Source organism: Stenotrophomonas sp. S49 (genome assembly GCF_016624905.1).
In the GTDB taxonomy this organism is placed as follows: domain Bacteria; phylum Pseudomonadota; class Gammaproteobacteria; order Xanthomonadales; family Xanthomonadaceae; genus Stenotrophomonas.
In genome coordinates this window covers 1-18,484 of sequence record NZ_JACVUD010000054.1, presented here as the reverse complement: position 1 = coordinate 18,484, position 18,484 = coordinate 1, and the positions used below count along the sequence as shown (strand labels likewise).

18 protein-coding genes are annotated in these 18,484 nt (G+C 67.2%); 14 read left to right on the top strand and 4 right to left on the bottom strand.

Annotation, left to right across the window (positions count from 1 at the left end; genetic code table 11):
- The first annotated feature begins 33 nt into the window (after positions 1-33).
- From IAE58_RS12510 to IAE58_RS12500, 3 genes are read left to right on the top strand one after another with little or no spacing between them, the layout of a single operon-like run.
- Positions 34-2,274, top strand: a complete 2,241-nt coding sequence (locus tag IAE58_RS12510; protein WP_199933871.1) for an ATP-binding protein — start codon at positions 34-36, stop codon at positions 2,272-2,274.
- Positions 2,271-2,741 (top strand): response regulator, encoded by a 471-nt coding sequence (locus tag IAE58_RS12505; RefSeq protein WP_108753181.1) that lies wholly within the window; start codon positions 2,271-2,273, stop codon positions 2,739-2,741. Before IAE58_RS12510 ends, IAE58_RS12505 begins: the two co-directional genes overlap by 4 nt.
- Positions 2,734-5,124 (top strand): response regulator, encoded by a 2,391-nt coding sequence (locus IAE58_RS12500; RefSeq protein WP_199933870.1) that lies wholly within the window; start codon positions 2,734-2,736, stop codon positions 5,122-5,124. Before IAE58_RS12505 ends, IAE58_RS12500 begins: the two co-directional genes overlap by 8 nt.
- Before the next feature lie 50 nt (positions 5,125-5,174).
- On the opposite strand, the gene IAE58_RS12495 is transcribed toward IAE58_RS12500, so the two are convergent.
- The 4 genes from IAE58_RS12495 to IAE58_RS12480 form a co-directional block, all read right to left on the bottom strand.
- Positions 5,175-6,317: a pectate lyase gene (locus tag IAE58_RS12495; protein WP_199933869.1), complete on the bottom strand. Its 1,143-nt coding sequence runs from the start codon at positions 6,315-6,317 to the stop codon at positions 5,175-5,177.
- Between the two features lie 341 nt (positions 6,318-6,658).
- Positions 6,659-7,345 (bottom strand): oxidoreductase, encoded by a 687-nt coding sequence (locus tag IAE58_RS12490; protein ID WP_199933868.1) that lies wholly within the window; start codon positions 7,343-7,345, stop codon positions 6,659-6,661.
- A 19-nt stretch (positions 7,346-7,364) separates the two neighbouring features.
- Positions 7,365-8,045: a ChrR family anti-sigma-E factor gene (locus IAE58_RS12485; protein ID WP_199933867.1), complete on the bottom strand. Its 681-nt coding sequence runs from the start codon at positions 8,043-8,045 to the stop codon at positions 7,365-7,367.
- Positions 8,042-8,665, bottom strand: coding sequence for a sigma-70 family RNA polymerase sigma factor (locus tag IAE58_RS12480; RefSeq protein WP_199933866.1), 624 nt, complete (start codon positions 8,663-8,665; stop codon positions 8,042-8,044). The genes IAE58_RS12485 and IAE58_RS12480 overlap by 4 nt, the downstream gene beginning before the upstream one ends.
- Before the next feature lie 132 nt (positions 8,666-8,797).
- Between IAE58_RS12480 and IAE58_RS12475 the strand changes: the two genes are divergently transcribed.
- The 11 genes from IAE58_RS12475 to IAE58_RS12425 all read left to right on the top strand — a co-directional run bounded on the left by IAE58_RS12475 (position 8,798) and on the right by IAE58_RS12425 (position 18,419).
- Positions 8,798-9,568, top strand: a complete 771-nt coding sequence (locus tag IAE58_RS12475) for a hypothetical protein (RefSeq protein ID WP_199933865.1) — start codon at positions 8,798-8,800, stop codon at positions 9,566-9,568.
- An 84-nt stretch (positions 9,569-9,652) separates the two neighbouring features.
- Positions 9,653-10,606: an acyl-CoA desaturase gene (locus tag IAE58_RS12470; protein ID WP_199933864.1), complete on the top strand. Its 954-nt coding sequence runs from the start codon at positions 9,653-9,655 to the stop codon at positions 10,604-10,606.
- Between the two features lies 1 nt (position 10,607).
- Positions 10,608-11,885 carry an FAD-dependent oxidoreductase gene (locus IAE58_RS12465; protein WP_199933863.1) on the top strand — a complete coding sequence of 426 codons (1,278 nt, stop codon included), beginning with the start codon at positions 10,608-10,610 and terminating at the stop codon, positions 11,883-11,885.
- Positions 11,882-12,649, top strand: a complete 768-nt coding sequence (locus IAE58_RS12460; RefSeq protein WP_199933862.1) for a DUF1365 domain-containing protein — start codon at positions 11,882-11,884, stop codon at positions 12,647-12,649. The genes IAE58_RS12465 and IAE58_RS12460 overlap by 4 nt, the downstream gene beginning before the upstream one ends.
- Positions 12,646-13,905: a cyclopropane-fatty-acyl-phospholipid synthase family protein gene (locus IAE58_RS12455; RefSeq protein WP_199933861.1), complete on the top strand. Its 1,260-nt coding sequence runs from the start codon at positions 12,646-12,648 to the stop codon at positions 13,903-13,905. The genes IAE58_RS12460 and IAE58_RS12455 overlap by 4 nt, the downstream gene beginning before the upstream one ends.
- Position 13,906: 1 nt before the next feature.
- Positions 13,907-14,455 carry a DUF2878 domain-containing protein gene (locus tag IAE58_RS12450; protein ID WP_199933860.1) on the top strand — a complete coding sequence of 183 codons (549 nt, stop codon included), beginning with the start codon at positions 13,907-13,909 and terminating at the stop codon, positions 14,453-14,455.
- Positions 14,452-15,237, top strand: coding sequence for a DUF1295 domain-containing protein (locus tag IAE58_RS12445; protein ID WP_199933859.1), 786 nt, complete (start codon positions 14,452-14,454; stop codon positions 15,235-15,237). Before IAE58_RS12450 ends, IAE58_RS12445 begins: the two co-directional genes overlap by 4 nt.
- A complete protein-coding gene (locus tag IAE58_RS12440; protein WP_199933858.1) occupies positions 15,234-16,310 on the top strand; it encodes a class I SAM-dependent methyltransferase in 1,077 nt (358 codons plus the stop codon). Before IAE58_RS12445 ends, IAE58_RS12440 begins: the two co-directional genes overlap by 4 nt.
- Positions 16,311-16,322: 12 nt before the next feature.
- Entirely contained in the window at positions 16,323-16,856 is a 534-nt protein-coding gene (locus IAE58_RS12435; RefSeq protein ID WP_199933857.1) for a lipocalin family protein, read from the top strand.
- 73 nt (positions 16,857-16,929) lie between these two features.
- Positions 16,930-17,193, top strand: a complete 264-nt coding sequence (locus IAE58_RS12430) for a CD225/dispanin family protein (RefSeq protein WP_108753195.1) — start codon at positions 16,930-16,932, stop codon at positions 17,191-17,193.
- A gap of 86 nt (positions 17,194-17,279) precedes the next feature.
- Positions 17,280-18,419: an SPFH domain-containing protein gene (locus tag IAE58_RS12425; protein WP_199933856.1), complete on the top strand. Its 1,140-nt coding sequence runs from the start codon at positions 17,280-17,282 to the stop codon at positions 18,417-18,419.
- Positions 18,420-18,484 lie beyond the last annotated feature (65 nt).

Below are 18,484 nucleotides of genomic sequence, written 5' to 3'. Positions count from 1 at the left end.
GCGCCGCCTCACCACTTCCGGGTTCCTGTCTTCATGTCCAACGCCACTGACGCCGTGAACGATCTGGCGCTGTCCGTCTGTGCCCGCGAGCCTATCCATACGCCCGGCGCCATCCAGCCCTACGGCGTGCTGCTGGTCGCCGATCCGGTCACGCTGAAGGTGCGCGAGCGCGCGATCAGCCAGGACTCCCTGCTGCAACAGTTTGGCGACCCGCTCGGGCAGCCGCTGGACGCGGTGCTGGGCGGCGTACTGGCCCCGTTCCTGCCACAGCTGCGCCGCACGGCGGTCGACAGCAGCGTACACGTGGGCGCCGTGCATCTGGACGGCCATGGCCGCCACCAGTTGCTGGTACATCGCTCGCAGCACGACCTGCTGGTGGAGCTGGAAACGCCGGTGCCTGGCCAGCCCAGTTCATTGGAAGAGCTCTACCCGGCCATCCGCCGTCTGATGTCCGAGATCGAATCGGCCGCCACCGTGGCCGATCTGTGCCAGCTGGCCGCCCAGCACATGCGCGCGATGACCGGTTTCGACCGCACCCTCGTCTACCAGTTCGACAGCGCCTGGAATGGCACTGTGGTGGCCGAAGATGGCAACGGCGTACTGCCTTCCTACCTGGACCTGCGCTTCCCCGAATCGGACATTCCGGCGCAGGCACGCGAGCTGTACCGGCGCAACCGGGTGCGCCTGATCGCCGATTCGGACTACACCGCCGTGCCGCTGGTGCGCGATGCCGCAGCCGCCGACGCAGCGCCCACCGACCTCAGTCTGGCGGTGCTGCGCAGTGTTTCTCCGGTGCACCTGCAGTACATGCGCAACATGGGCACCGGCGCATCGATGTCGGTTTCGCTTATCCACGAAGGGCGACTGTGGGGACTGGTGTCCTGCCATACCGCCAATGCCCGCCGCCTGCCCTACCCCGTGCGCACGGCCTGCGAGTTCATGGGGCAGATCCTGTCGCTGCAGATTGCGCTGAAGGAGCGCGGGCGGGTGGTGGAAGATCGGGTGATCCGCCGTTCGCTGCAGGTCAAGCTGCTGGCTCGCATGGCCGGCGATGAAGACTTCATGGCGGCGCTGCGCCAGGACCACAGCAGCCTGCTGGCCCTGACCGAAGCGGCCGGCGCGGCGATCGTGCACAAGGGCGACTGCATGCGCGTGGGACAGTGCCCCGCCCGCGAGGACATCCTGCGCCTGGCGCACTGGGTGGCCGCCGAGCACCCGGGCGAGGAAGTGTTCCATACCGACCATCTGGCCGGAGCCTGGCCTTCGGCCGCGCGCCTGAGCGACGTGGCCAGTGGCGTGCTGGCGGTGTCCATTTCGCAGCTGCACGACAGTTACCTGATGTGGTTCCGTCCCGAAGTGGTGCGCACCGTGCGCTGGGGCGGCGATCCGCGCAAATCCGGCGATCCGGGAACCGCGCTGTCGCCGCGCCACTCCTTCGAAGCATGGAAGGAAACCGTGCAGCAACGCAGCCTTCCCTGGACCGACGCCGACGCCGAGGCCGCGCACGAAATGCGCACGGCCATCGTTGATATCGTGCTGCGCAAGGCCGAAGAAATGGCTGAACTGAACGAACAGCTGGTCCGCAGCAACAAGGAACTGGAAGCCTTCTCGTACTCGGTCAGCCACGATCTGCGCGCCCCGTTCCGTCATATCGTGGGTTATTCCGAACTGCTGGGCAGCTCGGCGGCCGAGCGTCTGAGCGAGAACGAACGGCGCTTCCTGGACACCATCGTGGAATCGGCCAAGTCCGCCGGCACGCTGGTGGACGACCTGCTGAGTTTTTCGCAGATGGGCCGTTCCACCCTGGGCCGCATGCATATCAACATGGGCGCGCTGGCGCAGGATGTGCGCCGCACCCTGGCGCTGGACTATGCCGGGCGCAGCATCGACTGGCGCATCGGCCCGCTGCCGGTGGTCGAGGCCGACCCCACCATGCTGCGCCTGGTCTGGCAGAACCTGCTGTCCAACGCGGTGAAGTTCACCCGTGACGTTGCCGACGCCGTGATTGAAGTGGGCCACCAGCGCAGTGCCAGCGAAGACATCTTCCATGTGCGCGACAACGGCTGCGGCTTCGACATGCGCTATGTGGACAAACTGTTCGGCGTATTCCAGCGCCTGCACCACGAAGACGAATTCGAAGGGACCGGGATCGGCCTGGCCAACGTGCGCCGCATCATCGGCCGCCATGGCGGGCGTACCTGGGCCGAAGGCACGCTGGGTGAAGGTGCCACGCTCTATTTCACTCTTCCCCTTTCTACCGGAGAACACCCATGAGGGATCTGCGGCCGATCCTCCTGGTCGAGGACAGCCCCAAGGACGCCGAACTGACCCTGGCTGCGCTTGCGCGCTGCCAGTTGCTCAACGCGGTGGTGCACGTGCGCGATGGCGCCGAGGCACTGGATTACCTGCGCAGCGAGGGCAACTTCGCCGGCGCCTACCACGGCGGCCCGGTGGTGGTGCTGCTGGACCTGAAACTGCCCAAGATCAACGGTCTGGAAGTGCTGCAGCAAGTGCGCGAGGACCCGGAATTGAGCAGCACCCCGATCGTCATGCTGACCTCATCGCGCGAAGAGCAGGATCTGGTGCGCAGTTACCAGCTGGGCGTCAACGCCTTCGTCGTCAAGCCGGTGGATTTCAAGGAATTCTTCGACGCCATCCAGGGCCTTGGCATGTTCTGGGGCATCACCAACCAGCCACCTCCGCACCGCGGCGGCAACGGGAACACCCCCACCCATGAATGACCCCGCGCCTGCAGGCGGCCGCCTGCGGATTCTGATGCTGGAAGACAGCGCGCTGGACGCCGAACTGATCACGGCCCAGCTGCAGCGCTCCGGCCTGCGCTTCGACACCCACCGGGTGTGGGCGCACGACACGTTCCTGGCGGCCATCACCTCGGCACAGTTCGACGTCATCCTGGCCGACCATGTGCTGCCGGGGTTCGACGGCGATACCGCACTGGCGCTGGCGCGCGAGCACGCGCCGCAGATTCCTTTCATCTTTGTTTCCGGCACCCTGACCGAAGAGCTGGCCGTGCAGGCGCTGACCCGTGGCGCGCGCGATTATGTGGTCAAGCAGCGGCTGCAGCGGTTGCCGGACGCGATCCGGCGTGCCCGCGATGAAGCCCGCGAACGCAACCAGCTGGCCCAGGCGCGCACGGCGCTGGGGCACAGCCAGGCACAACTGCAGCAGATCACCGATGCCATTCCCGCGTTGATCGCGCACCTGGGCGCCGACCACCGTTACCGCTTCGCCAACAAGGCCTTCCTGGACTGGCATGGCATTGCGCTGGACGACCTGCTGGGCAAGCAGCCGGCCGACATCGGCAACAGCGCCTCGTTCCAGCAGGCCCTGCCCAGCCTGGAACGGGTACTGGCCGGCGAGCGCGCCAGCTTCCAGATCACCCTGACCCACCGCAGCGGCGAAGCCCGCTTCGTGCAGATGGACTGCGTGCCCGAGTTTGCTGCTGACGGCACGGTGACCGGCTACACCTGCCTGGGCAGTGATGTGTCCGGATTGAAGCGCGCCGAGCTGGCGCTGCGCCAGGACAATCAGTCGCTGGAACAGCAGGTACACGCCCGCACCGCCGAACTGCAGGCCAGCAAGCGGCGCCTGCAGGCGATCTTTGAATCCAGCTTCCAGCACCAGGTGCTGCTGGATCTGGACGGCCGGGTGATCGATGCCAACGTGGCCTCGCTGGCAGCGGTGATGGCCGGCAAGCCTGATGTCGTGGGCACGCAGTTTTCCAGCACAGCCTGGTTTGCCGCGACCCCGCAGGCCGCGCGCACCGTCACCGACGCGGTGCAGAACGCCGCCGCAGGCACCCCGTCGCTGCATGCGTTCGAACTGGAACTGCCCACCGGCAAGCGCAGTTTCGATTTTTCGCTGCGGCCGCTGCTGGGCCCCGATGGCCAGGTGGCCGCGGTGGTCTGCGAAGCGGTCGAAACCACTGCCCGAATGCAGGCCGAACACGCGCTGCGGCAATCGCAGAAAATCGAAGCTGTGGGCCAGCTTACCGGCGGCATCGCTCACGATTTCAACAACATCCTGACCGTGATCGCCGGCAACGTGGAACATGCCATGCTGCTGAACCAGCGCAATGGCGAACCGGCCGGCATGACCACGCGGGCGCTGGACAACGCTTTGAAGGGCGTCAACCGCGCCGCCAGCCTGACCCAGCGCCTGCTCGCCTTCGCCCGCCGGCAACCGCTGCACAGCGAGGCGGTGAATCTGAATGACGCCGTGCATGGCATGCAGGACATGCTGCAGCGCGCCCTGGGCGAGCTGGTGCAGCTGGAGATCCGCAGCGCTGACGACATCTGGTGCGTAGAACTGGATGTCAGCCAGCTGGAAGTCTCGGTGTTGAACCTGGCTGTGAATGCACGCGATGCCATGGACCACGGCGGCCAGCTGGTGATCGAGATCGACAATAGTCACTTGGACCACGACTATGCCGCCCTGTTCCCGGATGCAACGCCGGGCGAGTATGTGATGCTGCGCGTGCGCGACAACGGCCATGGCATGTCGGCCGAAACGCTGGCCAAGGTGTTCGAACCGTTCTTCACCACCAAGCAGGTCGGCCGCGGTACTGGCCTGGGGCTGTCGATGGTGCATGGCTTCGTGAAGCAGTCCGGCGGCCACGTGCTGGTCGATTCGGTGCCCGGCGGAGGCACCAGCATCACCATGATGTTCCCGCGCTCAACATTGCCCTTGCCCAGCCAGGCGGCGCCGACGCAGAGCGGCTGGGCCAGCTACGAAGCACGCGAGGAGTCGATCCTGGTGGCCGAGGACAACGACGACGTGCGCGCCTACACCGTGGATGCACTGCGACAGCTGGGCTACCGCGTGCTGGAAGCACACGATGGGCCGTCCGCCCTGCGTCTGCTGGAGCGGCCCGACACCCAGATCGATCTGTTGTTCTCGGACATCGTGATGCCGGGCATGTCTGGCTGGGAGCTGGGCCGGCAGGTGCGCGAGCGCTGGCCCTCAGTGGCCGTACTGTTCACCTCGGGCTACCCGCGTGACCATGAAACCGTGGGCAGCCCCGGGCGCGGCGCACCGCTGCTTTCCAAACCCTTCACCCGCAGCGACCTGGCCGAATCGGTGCGCAGCGCCCTCAGCCCCTGATCGGCCCCACGCGCCCGGCCCACGCATGGACCGGGCGCGCAGGTGTCGACCTACAGCTTGCCGGCGCCGGCCTTGGCCAGCACGTCGGCCGCCACCTGCGTCGCGTTCAACGGAATGTAGCTGTACGGCGGTGTCCAGCCCACGTTGCGGTCCCAGCTGCAGACCAGGCTGGCGCCGTTGAGGATCGAGCCGTCGTCACGATAGACGCTGCCGCCGTAGCTGCCGGCGATCTTGTCGCAGCCACTGACACCGGCGATCTGGAACACGTTCGATTCCGAGCGGATCTTCGACTCCTTGCCCACCCCGTGCGCATAGCTGAAGGGATACACGGCGTGGCTGGTGCTGCCCACGTGGTAGTTGTTGTACAGATGCACCTGACCGAAGCGCACACGCGGCCCGCGCGAGCCGATGTTCTCGAACAGCGTGTTGTGGATGGTGACTTTGAGCTTGCCGCTGTCCTTGCTGCTGGCACTGTCACTGGAGCCGATCAGGTTGTTCTTGTCGTGCAGGCGGAACACCGAATAGGACACGGTCACGTAGTTAGCGCCATTCTTCACGTCCATGGCGCCATCGTGGTGCTGCTTGGGTCGCCCGTTGGCGGTTCCGTTCTGGTCATCCGTGCGGCGACCATCGGTGAAGGTCACATGGTCGACCCAGACATTGCTGGCACCGTCCACGGTCAGACCGTCGAACTCGGAATTCCAGTTTCCTGCACTGCCATCGTCCGGGTCCCACACCGGTTGCGGGTCCCACGGGTTTTCGATGGTCAAATTGCGGATGATCACATCGTTGGCCTTCACCATCAGGTAGGCCTCGCGCAGTTCTGCGTTGCTGCCCACGCCGATCAGCGTGGTCTGCGTGGGAATCTCGACACGGGCGCGCGACTTCATGTCGGCCGAGGTGCTGTAGGGCTGCCCTTCACTCATGTCGATCACCCCGCTGATGCGGATGATGCGACCGCCGCTGCCGACACTGGCCTTCAGGGCCGTCTTCAGTGCTGCCGCGGTGGAAACCGTGAAGACCGCGGTGGCCGCCGCCGCCGAGCCGCCGCGGGTGCCGCCGTTCTGGGTGGCCCAGCCGGTGCTGGCGGTTTCGCGACTGCGGTCGGACTGCGCCTGGACCGGGGCTGCAAGCAGCAGGACCGCCGCCGTCAGGGCCAGCGGCAGCAACGAAGAACGAAACGGAGCATTCATGAGCAGGTCCGGACGTTACGCGCCCACGTCGGGCGCGGGGCCATGCTCAACGAGGGGCGCGGATCGCGTGCGCGCACCGTGCGTTGCGACTGTGCTTGTGGGCAGGCAGTCACAGAAACGCAGCGCGCCAGGCGCGTGTCACCCTGCAGGACAGCAGGACACTGCGCAGTGTCCCGCGGTGGCCTGGCGCCAATGCGCGATCGGGAGCGTTGGTAGGTGCCGACCTTCGTCGGCACGCGCACAGGCCCTGGTAGGCGCCGACCTCGGTCGGCACGAAAGGCGGACCAACCAAGGTTGGCCCCTACCAGAGCGGTGCGATGCGGGCCAACCAAGGTCGGCCCCTACCGTTCCGCCCCTGCGAAACGGTGGATCTGTGCGCACTCCACCACACCGGGGGGCTGCGCCATGCCGGCCAGCGCGATCATCGCCTCGCCAATCGCCCGGTTGCTGACCGCCAGCGACGGCAGCACGCTTCCGGCCAATCCCATCAACGGCGCGGCCACCCAGTAGAACGGCTTCATCAGGGTGTGCCGGGTCCCGGTACCCGCCACCGGTTGCACGCCTGCGGGCCGCAACATCACTGTGCGTACCGGCAGTCGCGCCAGCGCCTGCTCGATCTCACCTTTCACCCGCAGCGGCATGATTCGACTGGCCGGGTTGGCGTGTGCGCCGGATACATACAGGAAGCAGCCCTGCGGATTGGCGGCGGTCCACGCGCGGGCAACGGCCAACGTGGCGTCCACCGTCACCTGCCGGTATTCGGCCTCCGGCGTGCCCAGTGGCGGCGCACCTGCGCAGTAGAAACACGCATCGAATCCCGCCCACGGCAGATCGGCGTGCGCGGCCTGCAGGAAGTCGGGCAGCACCATTTCCTCGAACCCCGCAGGGGCCGCGCCTTCGCGACGCACCAGCGCGGTGACCTGCGCCACCTCGGCAGACTCCGCGCAGGCCAGCGCAACTCCCTGCCCGACCAGACCGCCGCTGCCGACCAGAAGAATCTTCATGGATTGCGTGTTGTCAGCGCTCATGCACGGCTCCTGCGGCGCGCTAGAGTTTCACAAAACGCTGGATCCTGCGCGCCAGCCAGCCGCTGAACACCAGCGGTGCATCCAGCGCCGACACGCAGATGCACGGCACGCCCGGCGCGGTTACCGGCTGGTGCTCGACCTCCTCATCCAGATCAGCCACATCACCCGGCGCGAACAGACCCAGTGCATCGTTGTAGCTGCCCCGCAGAATCTGGGTCAGCTCACTCTGGCCATGGCTGTGCATGGGCAGGCACTTGCCCGGGGCGATCTTCAGCATGATCAGCGACGGCATCTGCGCCGCACGGATGCAATACACCCCCGGCGCGATCCAGCGCCAACGCAGCTGAGACAGCGACGCTCCGAAGTACGGATGCAGGGCCACCGGCAAGTGGTCCGGGTTCGCCTGTGGCCGCTCGCTGGGTACCGCGCGGGCCGCCACGCAGGGCGCAGCCAGTCCACCATCGGCCTGGTCCATCTGCGCCAGCATGGCCATGCGCAGCTGCGCATGCCGCGCCTCGTCCACGGCCGGCTGGGTCTGCTCCAGCAGCACCGCGCCGATCGCCTCGGCATCGCGCAGGCGCTGGCGACAGGCCGGGCAATGTTCCAGGTGCGCGGCTGCGACCACGCTCAATGGCGTCGGCAGGCCACCGGACGCATAACTGATCAACGTCGATTCGTGCAGGTGGTGGCGCGGGCTCACTGGCCACCTCCCACCTTCGACTGCAACTGCAGGAATGCCCTGCGCAGGTGCGACTTCACCGTGCCCAGCGGCATGCCCAGCGCAGCAGCGATCTCGCCGTGGCTGCGCGCCTCGAAGTAGGACATGCGCACCAGCCGTGCCTGCACCGCCGGCAGTTCATTGATGCGCTGGCGCAGCCTTACCTGGTCGGCGTACTCTTCGGCACTGCTGCGCTCGACCACGTCGAAGCTGGCAGCATCGGCCACCGCGGCCTGCGCCTGCAGCCAACCACGTTCATGGCGCACGCGGTCGATATGCAGGTTGCGTGCAATGCGGAACAGCCAGGTGCTCAGCGCGCCCTGCGCGGCATCGAAATCGGCCGCACGCAGCCACAGGCGCAGCAACGCCTCCTGTGCCAGCTCCTCGGCGATCGCCGGTGTTGCCCCCAGGCCACGCAGGTAGACGCACAGGCGTGGCATGAAATGATCGTAGATGCGCAGGAAGCAGGCACGGTCACGCAGCCGGGCCACACCGTCCATGTCACCGGTCCAATTGGTGGGCTCACTGCTGGGCTGCTGGGCACTGGACACGAGACGGGCGGCGTCGAAAGGGCTGCGGGGCGGGCGGCGTTCAACATACATGGGCAGGGGCGGCAATCAGGTGAAGGTGGTTCCTGTGCCTCTACGCAGGCAGGCGGCGATTGGATGCAGCGGCCGATGCATCCATTGGCCACGCCGCCACGTAGTACTGGCAGACCCGACAGAACGCCGCCCATGCGAACCTGTGCCTACCTGCTGCTGTTGCCTGTCTGCGCCCATGCCGAACCCACCCTGCTGCGCAGCGAAGGGGTGGCCACCACCACGGACGGGCGTGTGGCCTACCGCGAGGTGCACTGGCTGCAGGGCCCGGACGAAGGGGCACAGCGCTGGGTGGAGTACCGCTGTGGATCGGGCCAGCCCTTCGCCCGCAAGCAGTTGCCTGCCACCGGCCGCCCCGCCGCACGCGGTTATACCCTGCAAGACCGCCGCAGCGGCCAGACCGCCACGCTGGACGTTTCCGCAACGGCCGTGCAGGTGCAGTGGCGGGAAGTCGGCGACGCGGCACCCGTACAAGCACGGGTCGCGCTTCCGGCAGACGCGGTGATCGATGCCGGCTTCGATGCCGCCGTGCGCCAGCACTGGGACACCCTGCTGCGCGGCCAGCCGGTCACCCTGTCCTTCCTGGTGCCGGGGCGGCAGCGTTTCTACCCGCTGAAGGTGCAGTACCGCGGCGCGCTGCAATGGCAGGGCCAGCCGGCACAGTCCTTCGCCGTGCGCCTGGATGCCTGGTACGGCGCTGTGGCACCCGGCCTGAGCCTGGTCTATGCCAACGCCGACCGTCGCCTGCTCGAGTTCAACGGCACCAGCAACCTGCGCGACGGCAAGGGGCACTACCCGCAGGTGCGCGTGGCCTTCAGGAATCCCCCCGTCCCCGCCAGCCGCAGCCAGTGGCAGCGCGAGCAGGAAGCGCCGCTGGTTGCGGCGTGTGGTGTTACGAACAGGTGAATTACCGCACGGATGCGAATGCACTGCATCCAATCGCGCTGTTGCAACGTAGGCACCTACACACGCGCCTTCCGGAAACCGAACATGTCTGCAGCTGCGCCCCTGCCCCGCCGACGCGCCCGCCTGCTGCGCACCCTGCGCCGCTGGTTCGACACCGGCAGCACTGCGACCGAGGTGCCGGCAGCGCAGGCCGGGCGCATCGACTGGCTGCGCGCGGTGCCCTTCGTGCTGCTGCACGTGGCCTGCCTGGGGGTGATCTGGGTGGGCGTTTCGTGGACCGCCGTTGCCGTGGCGGCCGCGCTGTACGCCGTGCGCATGTTCGCCATCACCGGTTTCTACCATCGCTACTTTTCCCACCGCACCTTCCAGACCTCGCGACCGGTGCAGTTCGCGTTCGCGGTGATCGGCGCCGCCAGCGTACAGCGCGGGCCGCTGTGGTGGGCCGCGCACCACCGCCATCACCACCGCCACGCCGACCAGCCGCAGGATCCGCATTCACCTAAGGAATTCGGCTTCTGGCGCAGCCACATGGGCTGGTTCCTGACCCGCGAAGCCTTCAGCACCGATCTCAGCCGCGTGCCGGATCTGGCCCGTTACCCCGAGCTGCGCTGGCTGGACCGTTTCGATATCGCCGTGCCGGTGCTGCTGGCGGCGGCCCTGTTCGGGCTGGGCGAACTGCTGCAGCACACCGCACCAGGCCTGCACACCAGCGGCCCGCAGCTGCTGGTCTGGGGCTTCTTCATCTCCACCGTGGTGCTGTTCCACGCCACGGTCACCATCAATTCGCTGGCCCATCGCTTCGGCAGCCGCCGCTTCGACACCCGCGATGACAGCCGCAACAACCTGTGGCTGGCCCTGCTCACCTTTGGCGAGGGCTGGCACAACAACCATCACTTCTTCCCCGGCACGGTGCGCCAGGGCTTCCGCTGGTGGGAAATCGACCTGACCTGGTACGGCCTGCGCGCGATGGCGGCGGTCGGCCTGGTGAAAGGCCTCAAACCCATACCCGACTGGGTGCTGGCCAAGGCGGGGCACTGACATGCGCATCGCAATCATCGGATCGGGCATTGCAGGGTTGGCCAGTGCCTGGTGGCTGGACGGCGAACACGAAGTCACCCTGTTCGAGGCCAACGATTATCTGGGCGGGCATACCCATACCCATGACGTCACCGTGGATGGGCGCCCGCTCGCCGTCGATACCGGCTTCATCGTCTTCAACGAGCAGCATTACCCCCTGCTCACCGGGCTGTTCAACGAGCTGGGAGTGGCCTCGCAGCCCACCACCATGAGTTTTTCCATGCACAGCGAGCGCAGCGGCGTGGAATACAATGCCACTTCGCTTGATGGCTTGTTCTGCCAGCGCCGCAACCTGGTCTCGCCGCGCTTCTGGGGCATGCTGGCCGACCTGCGCCGCTTCTATCGCCAGGCGCCGGCGCTGCTGCAGGAAGAACACGGCCCCACCCTGGGCCAGTACCTGAGGCAGCACGGCTACGGCCAGGCTTTCGTCGATGAGCATCTGCTGCCGATGGCCTCGGCGCTGTGGTCATCGCCAACGGCCACGGTGCTGGAATTCCCCGCGCGCTACCTGGTGCAGTTCATGGCCAACCACCAGATGCTGCAGATGACCGGGCGCCAGCCGTGGCGGGTGGTACGCGGCGGCTCGGCGCGCTACGTGGATGCCCTGCGTGCGCGCTGGCAGGTGCGCGAGCGTTTGGAATGCCCGGTACACGCGGTGGAGCGCCTGCCGTGGGGCGTGCGCATCCATAGTGCCGCCGGCGTGGAAGGCTTTGATGAAGTGATCATGGCCTGCCACAGCGACCAGGCACTGGCCCTGCTGCAGCAGGTGGACCCGGTGGAACGCGCGGTGCTGGGCGCGATCCGCTACCAGCCGAATGAGGCGGTGCTGCACACCGATGCCTCGCTGCTGCCGCGCAACCGCAAGGCCTGGGCCGCATGGAACGCCCATGTGCCGCGCGCAGCCGGTGCGGCCTGCACGGTCAGCTATTGCATGAATCTGCTGCAGGGCCTGCCCGGCGATACACCATTGGTGGTCACCCTGAACCGCAGCGACGCCATCGATCCGGGCAAGGTGCTGCGCCGCCTGCAGTACGCGCACCCGGTGCACGACCACGCCGCCGTGCGCGCACAGCAGCGCTGGGGCGAGGTGCAGGGTCGCCACCACACCTGGTTTGCCGGCGCGTACTGGGGCTGGGGCTTCCACGAAGACGGCATCCGCAGCGCCCGCCGGGTGGTGGATGCGCTGCGCGAACGCACCGCCCAGGCCAGCAGCACCTTCGACGTGGAAGTGCCGGCATGAGCGGCAGCGCTCTCTATTTCGGCCATGTGCTGCACCGCCGTCACCAGCCGCGCGCGCATGCGTTCCGTTACCCGATCGCGCAGCTGCTGCTGGACCTGGATGAACTGGACAGCGTGTTTGCCGGGCGTTGGCTGTGGTCGGTCAACCGCCGCAACGTGGCCGAGTTCCGCCGTAGCGACTACTTCGGCGATCCGGACCAGCCGCTTGCCGATGCCGTGCGCGACCATGCGGCCCGCGAGCTGGGCTATCGCCCGCAGGGCCCGGTACGTCTGCTTACCCATTTGCGCTTCGGCGGTCACGTGTTCAATCCGGTCAGCTTCTACTACTGCTATCGCGCCGATGGACAGACCCTGGACTGCATCGTGGCCGAGATCACCAACACGCCGTGGAAGGAGCGCCACGCCTACGTGCTGCCGGTTGCGCGCGCCCTGCATGGCCATCAGGACCTGCGCTGGCAGTTCGACAAGGCCTTCCATGTATCGCCGTTCATGGCCATGGACTGCCACTACGACTGGCGCTTCAGCCTGCCCGGAGAGCAACTGCGCGTGCACATGCAGGTCTGGCGCGAGGGTGTGCGCCAGTTCGATGCCACCCAGAGCATGCAGCGCCGCCCGCTGGATGGCCCCGGCCTGGCGCGGGTGCTGGCCGCCTACCCGCTGATGACCGTGCAGGTGGTGGCCGCCATTCATTGGCAGGCCCTGCGCCTGTGGCTGAAGCGCAACCCGGTGCACGACCACCCTTCCCTTGCCGAGAAACCGCGATGAACGAACTCACTCCCTCGGTGGCCCTGGCCCCGCCCGGCGCGCTGGACGCCTTCCTGCGCCGCCGCCTGCTGGACCAGCTGGCACCGCTGCGCGAAGGCAGCCTGCTGGTGCGCGATGCGTTCGGCGAGCAGCGGCTGGGCCAGGCCAGCGGCGTGCTGCACGCCACGGTGACCATCGAAGACCCGGCGTTCTATCGCAAGGTAGCCGCGCAGGGCAGCGTGGGCGCGGGCGAGAGCTATATCGACGGTGATTGGCGCTGCGACGACCTGGTGGCGCTGGTGCAGCTGCTGGTACGCAACCGCGACCTGCTGGACGGCATGGAGCGCGGCCCTGCACGGGTGGGCGGCTGGCTGCTGCGCGGCTGGAACCGCCTGCGCCGCAACAGCCGCGCTGGCAGCCGGCGCAATATCGCCGCCCACTACGATCTGGGCAACGACTTCTTCAGCCTGTTCCTGTCGCCGGACCTGATGTATTCCTCGGCACTGTTCGCCGGCGAACAGGAAACGCTGGAAACCGCATCGCAGCGCAAGCTGGACCGCATCTGCCAGCAGCTGCAGCTGCAGCCGGGCGACCGCGTGGTGGAAATCGGCACCGGCTGGGGCGGCTTCGCCCTGCATGCCGCACGGCACTACGGCTGCCATGTGACCACCACCACCATTTCCGCCGAACAGCACGCGTTGGCGCAGCAACGCGTGCGCGACGCCGGCCTGCAGGACCGCATCACCCTGCTCACCCAGGACTACCGCGATCTGCAGGGGCCGTTCGACAAGCTGGTCTCGATCGAGATGATCGAAGCCGTTGGCGCCGAATACCTGGACACTTACCTGGCCACCCTGCAGCGCCTGCTGAAGCCCGATGGCGTGGCCCTGCTGCAGGCGATCACCATCGAAGACCATCGCTACCAGCAGGCGCGCCGCAGCGTGGACTACATCAAGCGCTTCGTGTTTCCCGGCAGCTTCATTCCTTCCATCAACGCGATCATGGCCGCCAAGACCCGCAGCAGCGACCTGCAGCTGGTGGCCCAGCACGACTTCGGGCACTCCTATGCGCTGACCCTGCGTGCCTGGCGGCAGCGCTTCCTGGCCCAGCGCAGCGCCGTGCAGGCACAAGGCTTCGACGCGCGCTTCTGCCGCCTGTGGGAGTTCTATCTGGCCTACTGCGAAGGCGGCTTCCTGGAGCGTTCGATCGGCGTGTCGCACCTGCTGATGGCACGCCCAGGCTACCGCCCCGCCGGCAATGCCGGGCAGGCGGTGTGAGATGCGCCGCACCTGGGTCAATCTGCTCGGCAACCAGGCAGTCTGGCTGTGCGCCGTGGCCGGTGCCGCGCGCGGCTGGCAGTGGCCGGCCCTGCTGGCCGCAACGATCTATATCGGCAGCCAGTTGATGACGTCGCCGCAGCCTCGGCTGGACCTGAAACTGCTTGCGCTGGCCCTGGCCTGCGCGTGGCTGGTGGACGGCGTGGTGGCCGCCACCGGCAGCGTGCGCTATGCCGCCGCCCCTTTCGGCTGGGCGCCGCCGCCGTGGATCTGCGCGCTGTGGGCCGCCTTCGCCATGACCCTGACTGCATCGATGGCCTTCCTGCAGCGGCATTGGCTGCTGCCGATCCTGTTCGGCCTGCTGCTGGCACCGCTGGCCTACCTGTCGGCCGCACGCGGTTTTGATGCCGTCGCCTTCGCTGAACCCCGTTGGCACGGCGTTGCCTTGCTGGGCCTCGGTTGGGCGGTGGCGCTGCCGTTGCTGGTGGGCATGGCCCGCCATGGCGTCCGCGCACTGCGCCGGCCCCTGCTGCAGAGGGCGCGACCATGAGCGGCCTGCTGTGGGTGCTGCTGTACGCCGCGCTGGTGATGAGCTGGGGTTGGGCCTGGCAGCGCCGCCACAACAACATCGGCGTGGTCGATGTGCTGTGGGCCAAGGGCGTGGCGGCCGCCGCCCTGCTGCTGGCCTGGTTGGGTGCGGGTGCGCAGGCACCGCGCATCGCACTGGCGGTGCTGGGCGGGCTGTGGGGTGCGCGGCTGGCCCTGCACCTGTGGCAGCGCGTACGCCACGAAGACGAAGACGGTCGCTACCGCTACCTGCGTGAACACTGGCACGGCCACCAGGGCAAGATCTTCGGCTTCTTCATGGCGCAGGCGCTGCTGGTGCTGCTGTTCGCCCTGCCCTTCGTAGCCGTGGCGGCCAATCCCAGCACGCACATGGGCGGCTGGATCGTCGCGGCGGTCGCGGTCTGGCTGCTCAGCGTGGGCGGTGAAAGCGTGGCCGACCGCCAGCTGGCGCGCTTCCGCGCCAACCCGGCCAACAAGGGCCGCACCTGCCGCGACGGCCTCTGGCGCTACTCGCGGCATCCCAACTATTTCTTCGAATGGCTGCACTGGTTCGCCTACGTGCTGCTGGCGGTTGGCTCGCCGCTGTGGTGGCTGGCCTGGTCCGGCCCGCTGCTGATGTATGTGTTCCTGCGCTACCTCAGCGGCGTGCCCTTCACCGAAAAGCAGGCGCTGCGCAGCCGTGGCGAGGACTACCGCCAGTACCAGCGCAGCACCCCGATGTTCTTCCCGTGGTTCCCCCGCTCGCCCAAGGATCCCTCGCCATGAATGCGGTCACTTCGCTCACCCCACCCACCCTGGTTGAAACCGGACTGACCGGCTGGGCCGAACGCGGCTGGCTGCCCGATGCCGTGCTGCGCCTGGGCATACGCCGCATGTGCGCGCAACGGCTGGCCGAAGAACAGGCCGGCGGTCTGCAGGCGCAGTCGCAACGGTTCCAGCAGCGCCTGCAGGAACTGTCGACCAGCCCGCTGGCACTGCACGTGGATGCGGCCAACCGCCAGCACTATGAAGTGCCGGCCGCGTTCTTCCAGGCGTGCCTGGGCCACCGCCTGAAGTACAGCAGCTGCTATTACCGTACCGGTCACGAAACACTGGACCAGGCCGAGGATGCGATGCTGGCACTGTATGGCGAGCGCGCCGGCCTGGCCGATGGCCAGGACATCCTGGAACTGGGTTGCGGCTGGGGCTCGCTGACGTTGTGGATGGCCGAGCGCTATCCCACGGCGCGCATCACCGCCGTGTCCAACTCGCACAGCCAGCGCGCACACATCATGGCCCAGTGCGAAGCGCGCGGCCTGCGCAACGTGCAGGTGCTCACCCGTGACGTGAATCTGCTGGAGCTGCCCGAGCACGCCTTCGACCGCTGCGTGTCGGTGGAAATGTTCGAGCACGTGCGCAACTACGCGCAGCTGCTGGGGCGCATCGCCGGCTGGCTGCGCCCGGACGGCGCGCTGTTCGTGCACATCTTCGCGCACCGCACGCTGATGTACCCGTTCGAAACCGAAGGCGATGACAACTGGATGGGGCGTCACTTCTTCACCGGCGGCCTGATGCCGGCCGCCGATACCCTGCTGCATTTCCAGCACGACCTGCAGCTGCAGCAGCGCTGGCTGCTGGACGGTACCCACTACCAGCGCACGGCCAACCATTGGCTGGCCAACCAGGATGCAGCACGCGGGCAACTGCTGCCGCTGCTGGCCCAGACCTATGGCAGCGACGCCGCCGCACGCGTGTGGTGGCAGCGCTGGCGCATGTTCTGGATGGCCTGCGCCGAGCTGTTCGGTTACGACGACGGCCAGCAATGGCTGGTTGCCCACTACCTGTTCCGCCCCCGCTGACCGAGGCCCACCATGCGCATGCCGCCGCTGTTTTCCCTGCTGGCCGTGGCCCTGTTCGGCACCGGCTGCAGCAGCCAGGACACCCGCCCCCTGCCGCGCCCGGCGTCGGTGGATGTGCCGCGCTTCATGGGCGACTGGTACGTGATCGCCCACATTCCGTCCTGGCCCGAACGCGAGGCCTTCGATGCGGTGGAAAGCTACGCACCGCGCCCGGATGGCCGCATCCAGACCACCTTCACCTATCGCAAGGGCAGCTTCCAGGCGCCACTGAAGACCATGCACCCCATTGGCCGGGTGGAACAGGAGGGCGCCGGCGCGGTCTGGGGCATGCAGTTCGTCTGGCCCATCCAGGCCGAATACATCATCGCCTGGGTGGATACTGACTACGGCCAGACCATCGTCGCCCGCAGCAAGCGCGACTACGTCTGGTACATGGCCCGCACCCCGCAGGTGAGCGAGGCCCAGTACCAGCAGGCGGTCGCCCGCATCCAGGCAATGGGCTATGACATCAGCAAGTTGCGACGGGTGCCTCAATCCGTGCGCTAGAAACGCAACGTGCCGTTCCAAAGGCCCATGGGCTGCCCCATAATCGCGCCTCCAAAATGGAGGAAACGTTTTCATGGAGAATGCAGCACCCGCCAATCCGCCCAAGGATTACCTGTTCGCCGCGATCCTGAGCATCTTCTGCGGCTTCTGGCCATTCGGCATCGTGGCCACCGTCTACGCCAACAAGACCTCGTCGCTGAAGGCGACCGGGCAGATGGGTCCGGCCGCCGTCACCTCGCGCAAGGCCCTGCGCTGGATGATCGCCTCGTTCGTGACCCTGCCGGCCCTGCTGGTGGTGCTGATCGGCTGGGGCCTGATCAACCGGGCCATGATGTAACTGCCGTGCCGGGGGTGGTTTCCGCCCCCAACGCGCCCTGCCCGCGCTGATATATAGTCTGCCCAGACAACCACACGGAGCAGGTCATGGGTCTGGTACAGGCGGTCAAGGGTGCGGTAGGCGGTGTTCTGGCCGACCAATGGAAGGATTTCTACACCGTACCGACGGGCCTGCCGCCCACGGCGGCGCTGTTCGCCGCGGTACCGCGCGGCACCAATGCCGGGCGCGGTTCCAACACCAGCGGTTCGTCCAATATCATCAGCAACGGCTCGAAGATCGTCGTTCCCGAAGGCTACGGCCTGTTGCTGTTCCAGGACGGTGCCATCACCGCCTTCGTGGCCGAGCCCGGTGGCTATGAATGGCGCTCGGACGATCTGAATTCGCAATCGATCTTCGCCGGCGATGGACTGGTCAGCACCTTCATCAAGCAGAGCTGGGAACGCTTCAAGTTCGGCGGCCAGCCCGGTTCGCAGCAGGCAGCGTTCTTTGTTTCGCTGAAGGAACTGCCGGACAACCGCTTCGGCACCCAGTCGGAAATCTACTGGGACGATGCCTTCCTCAATACCCAGGTCGGTGCGGTCACCCGTGGCTCGTACACGCTGAAGATCGTCGATCCGATCCTGTTCGTGAAGAACTTCGTGCCGGCCAGCTACCTGCAGCCCGGCCAGGTGTTCGACTTCACCGACATGGACAACGCCGCCGCCACCCAGTTGTTCAATGAAGTGGTGGGTTCGCTGGCGCCGGCCTTCAGCCTGTACAGCAACGACCCCGCCAAAGGCAACCGCATCACCAAGCTGCAGCAGGATTCGATCGGCTTTGCGCAGAGCCTGTCGGCCGCGGTGGAACAGGCCTACCAGTGGCAGAGCGATCGCGGCCTGGCCATCGTCAAGACGGCCATCGTCTCCATCGAGTACGACGCCAACACCCGGGAACTGCTGAAGACCGTGCAGCGCGCCGATGCGCTGTCCGGTGCGCGCGGCAATTCCAACCTGCAGGCCAGCGTGGCCCAGGGCATCCAGTCGGGCGGCGAGAACGGCGGCGCGGCCGGGCTGGTGGGCGTGGGCATGGCCTCGGGCATGTTCGGTGCCGGCAACCTGCAGCAGCCCACCGCACCGGCGGCGGAAGACCCGGTGGCCAAGCTGAAGAAGGCCAAGGAAATGCTGGACCTGGGCCTGATCACGCAGAGCGACTACGACGCGCTGAAGGCCAAGGCGCTGGGGCTGTAACCGGCAGGACCGACCATCACCATGTCCGATCCACGCAACAGCCCGCCGCCCCTGCCCCCCGTGCC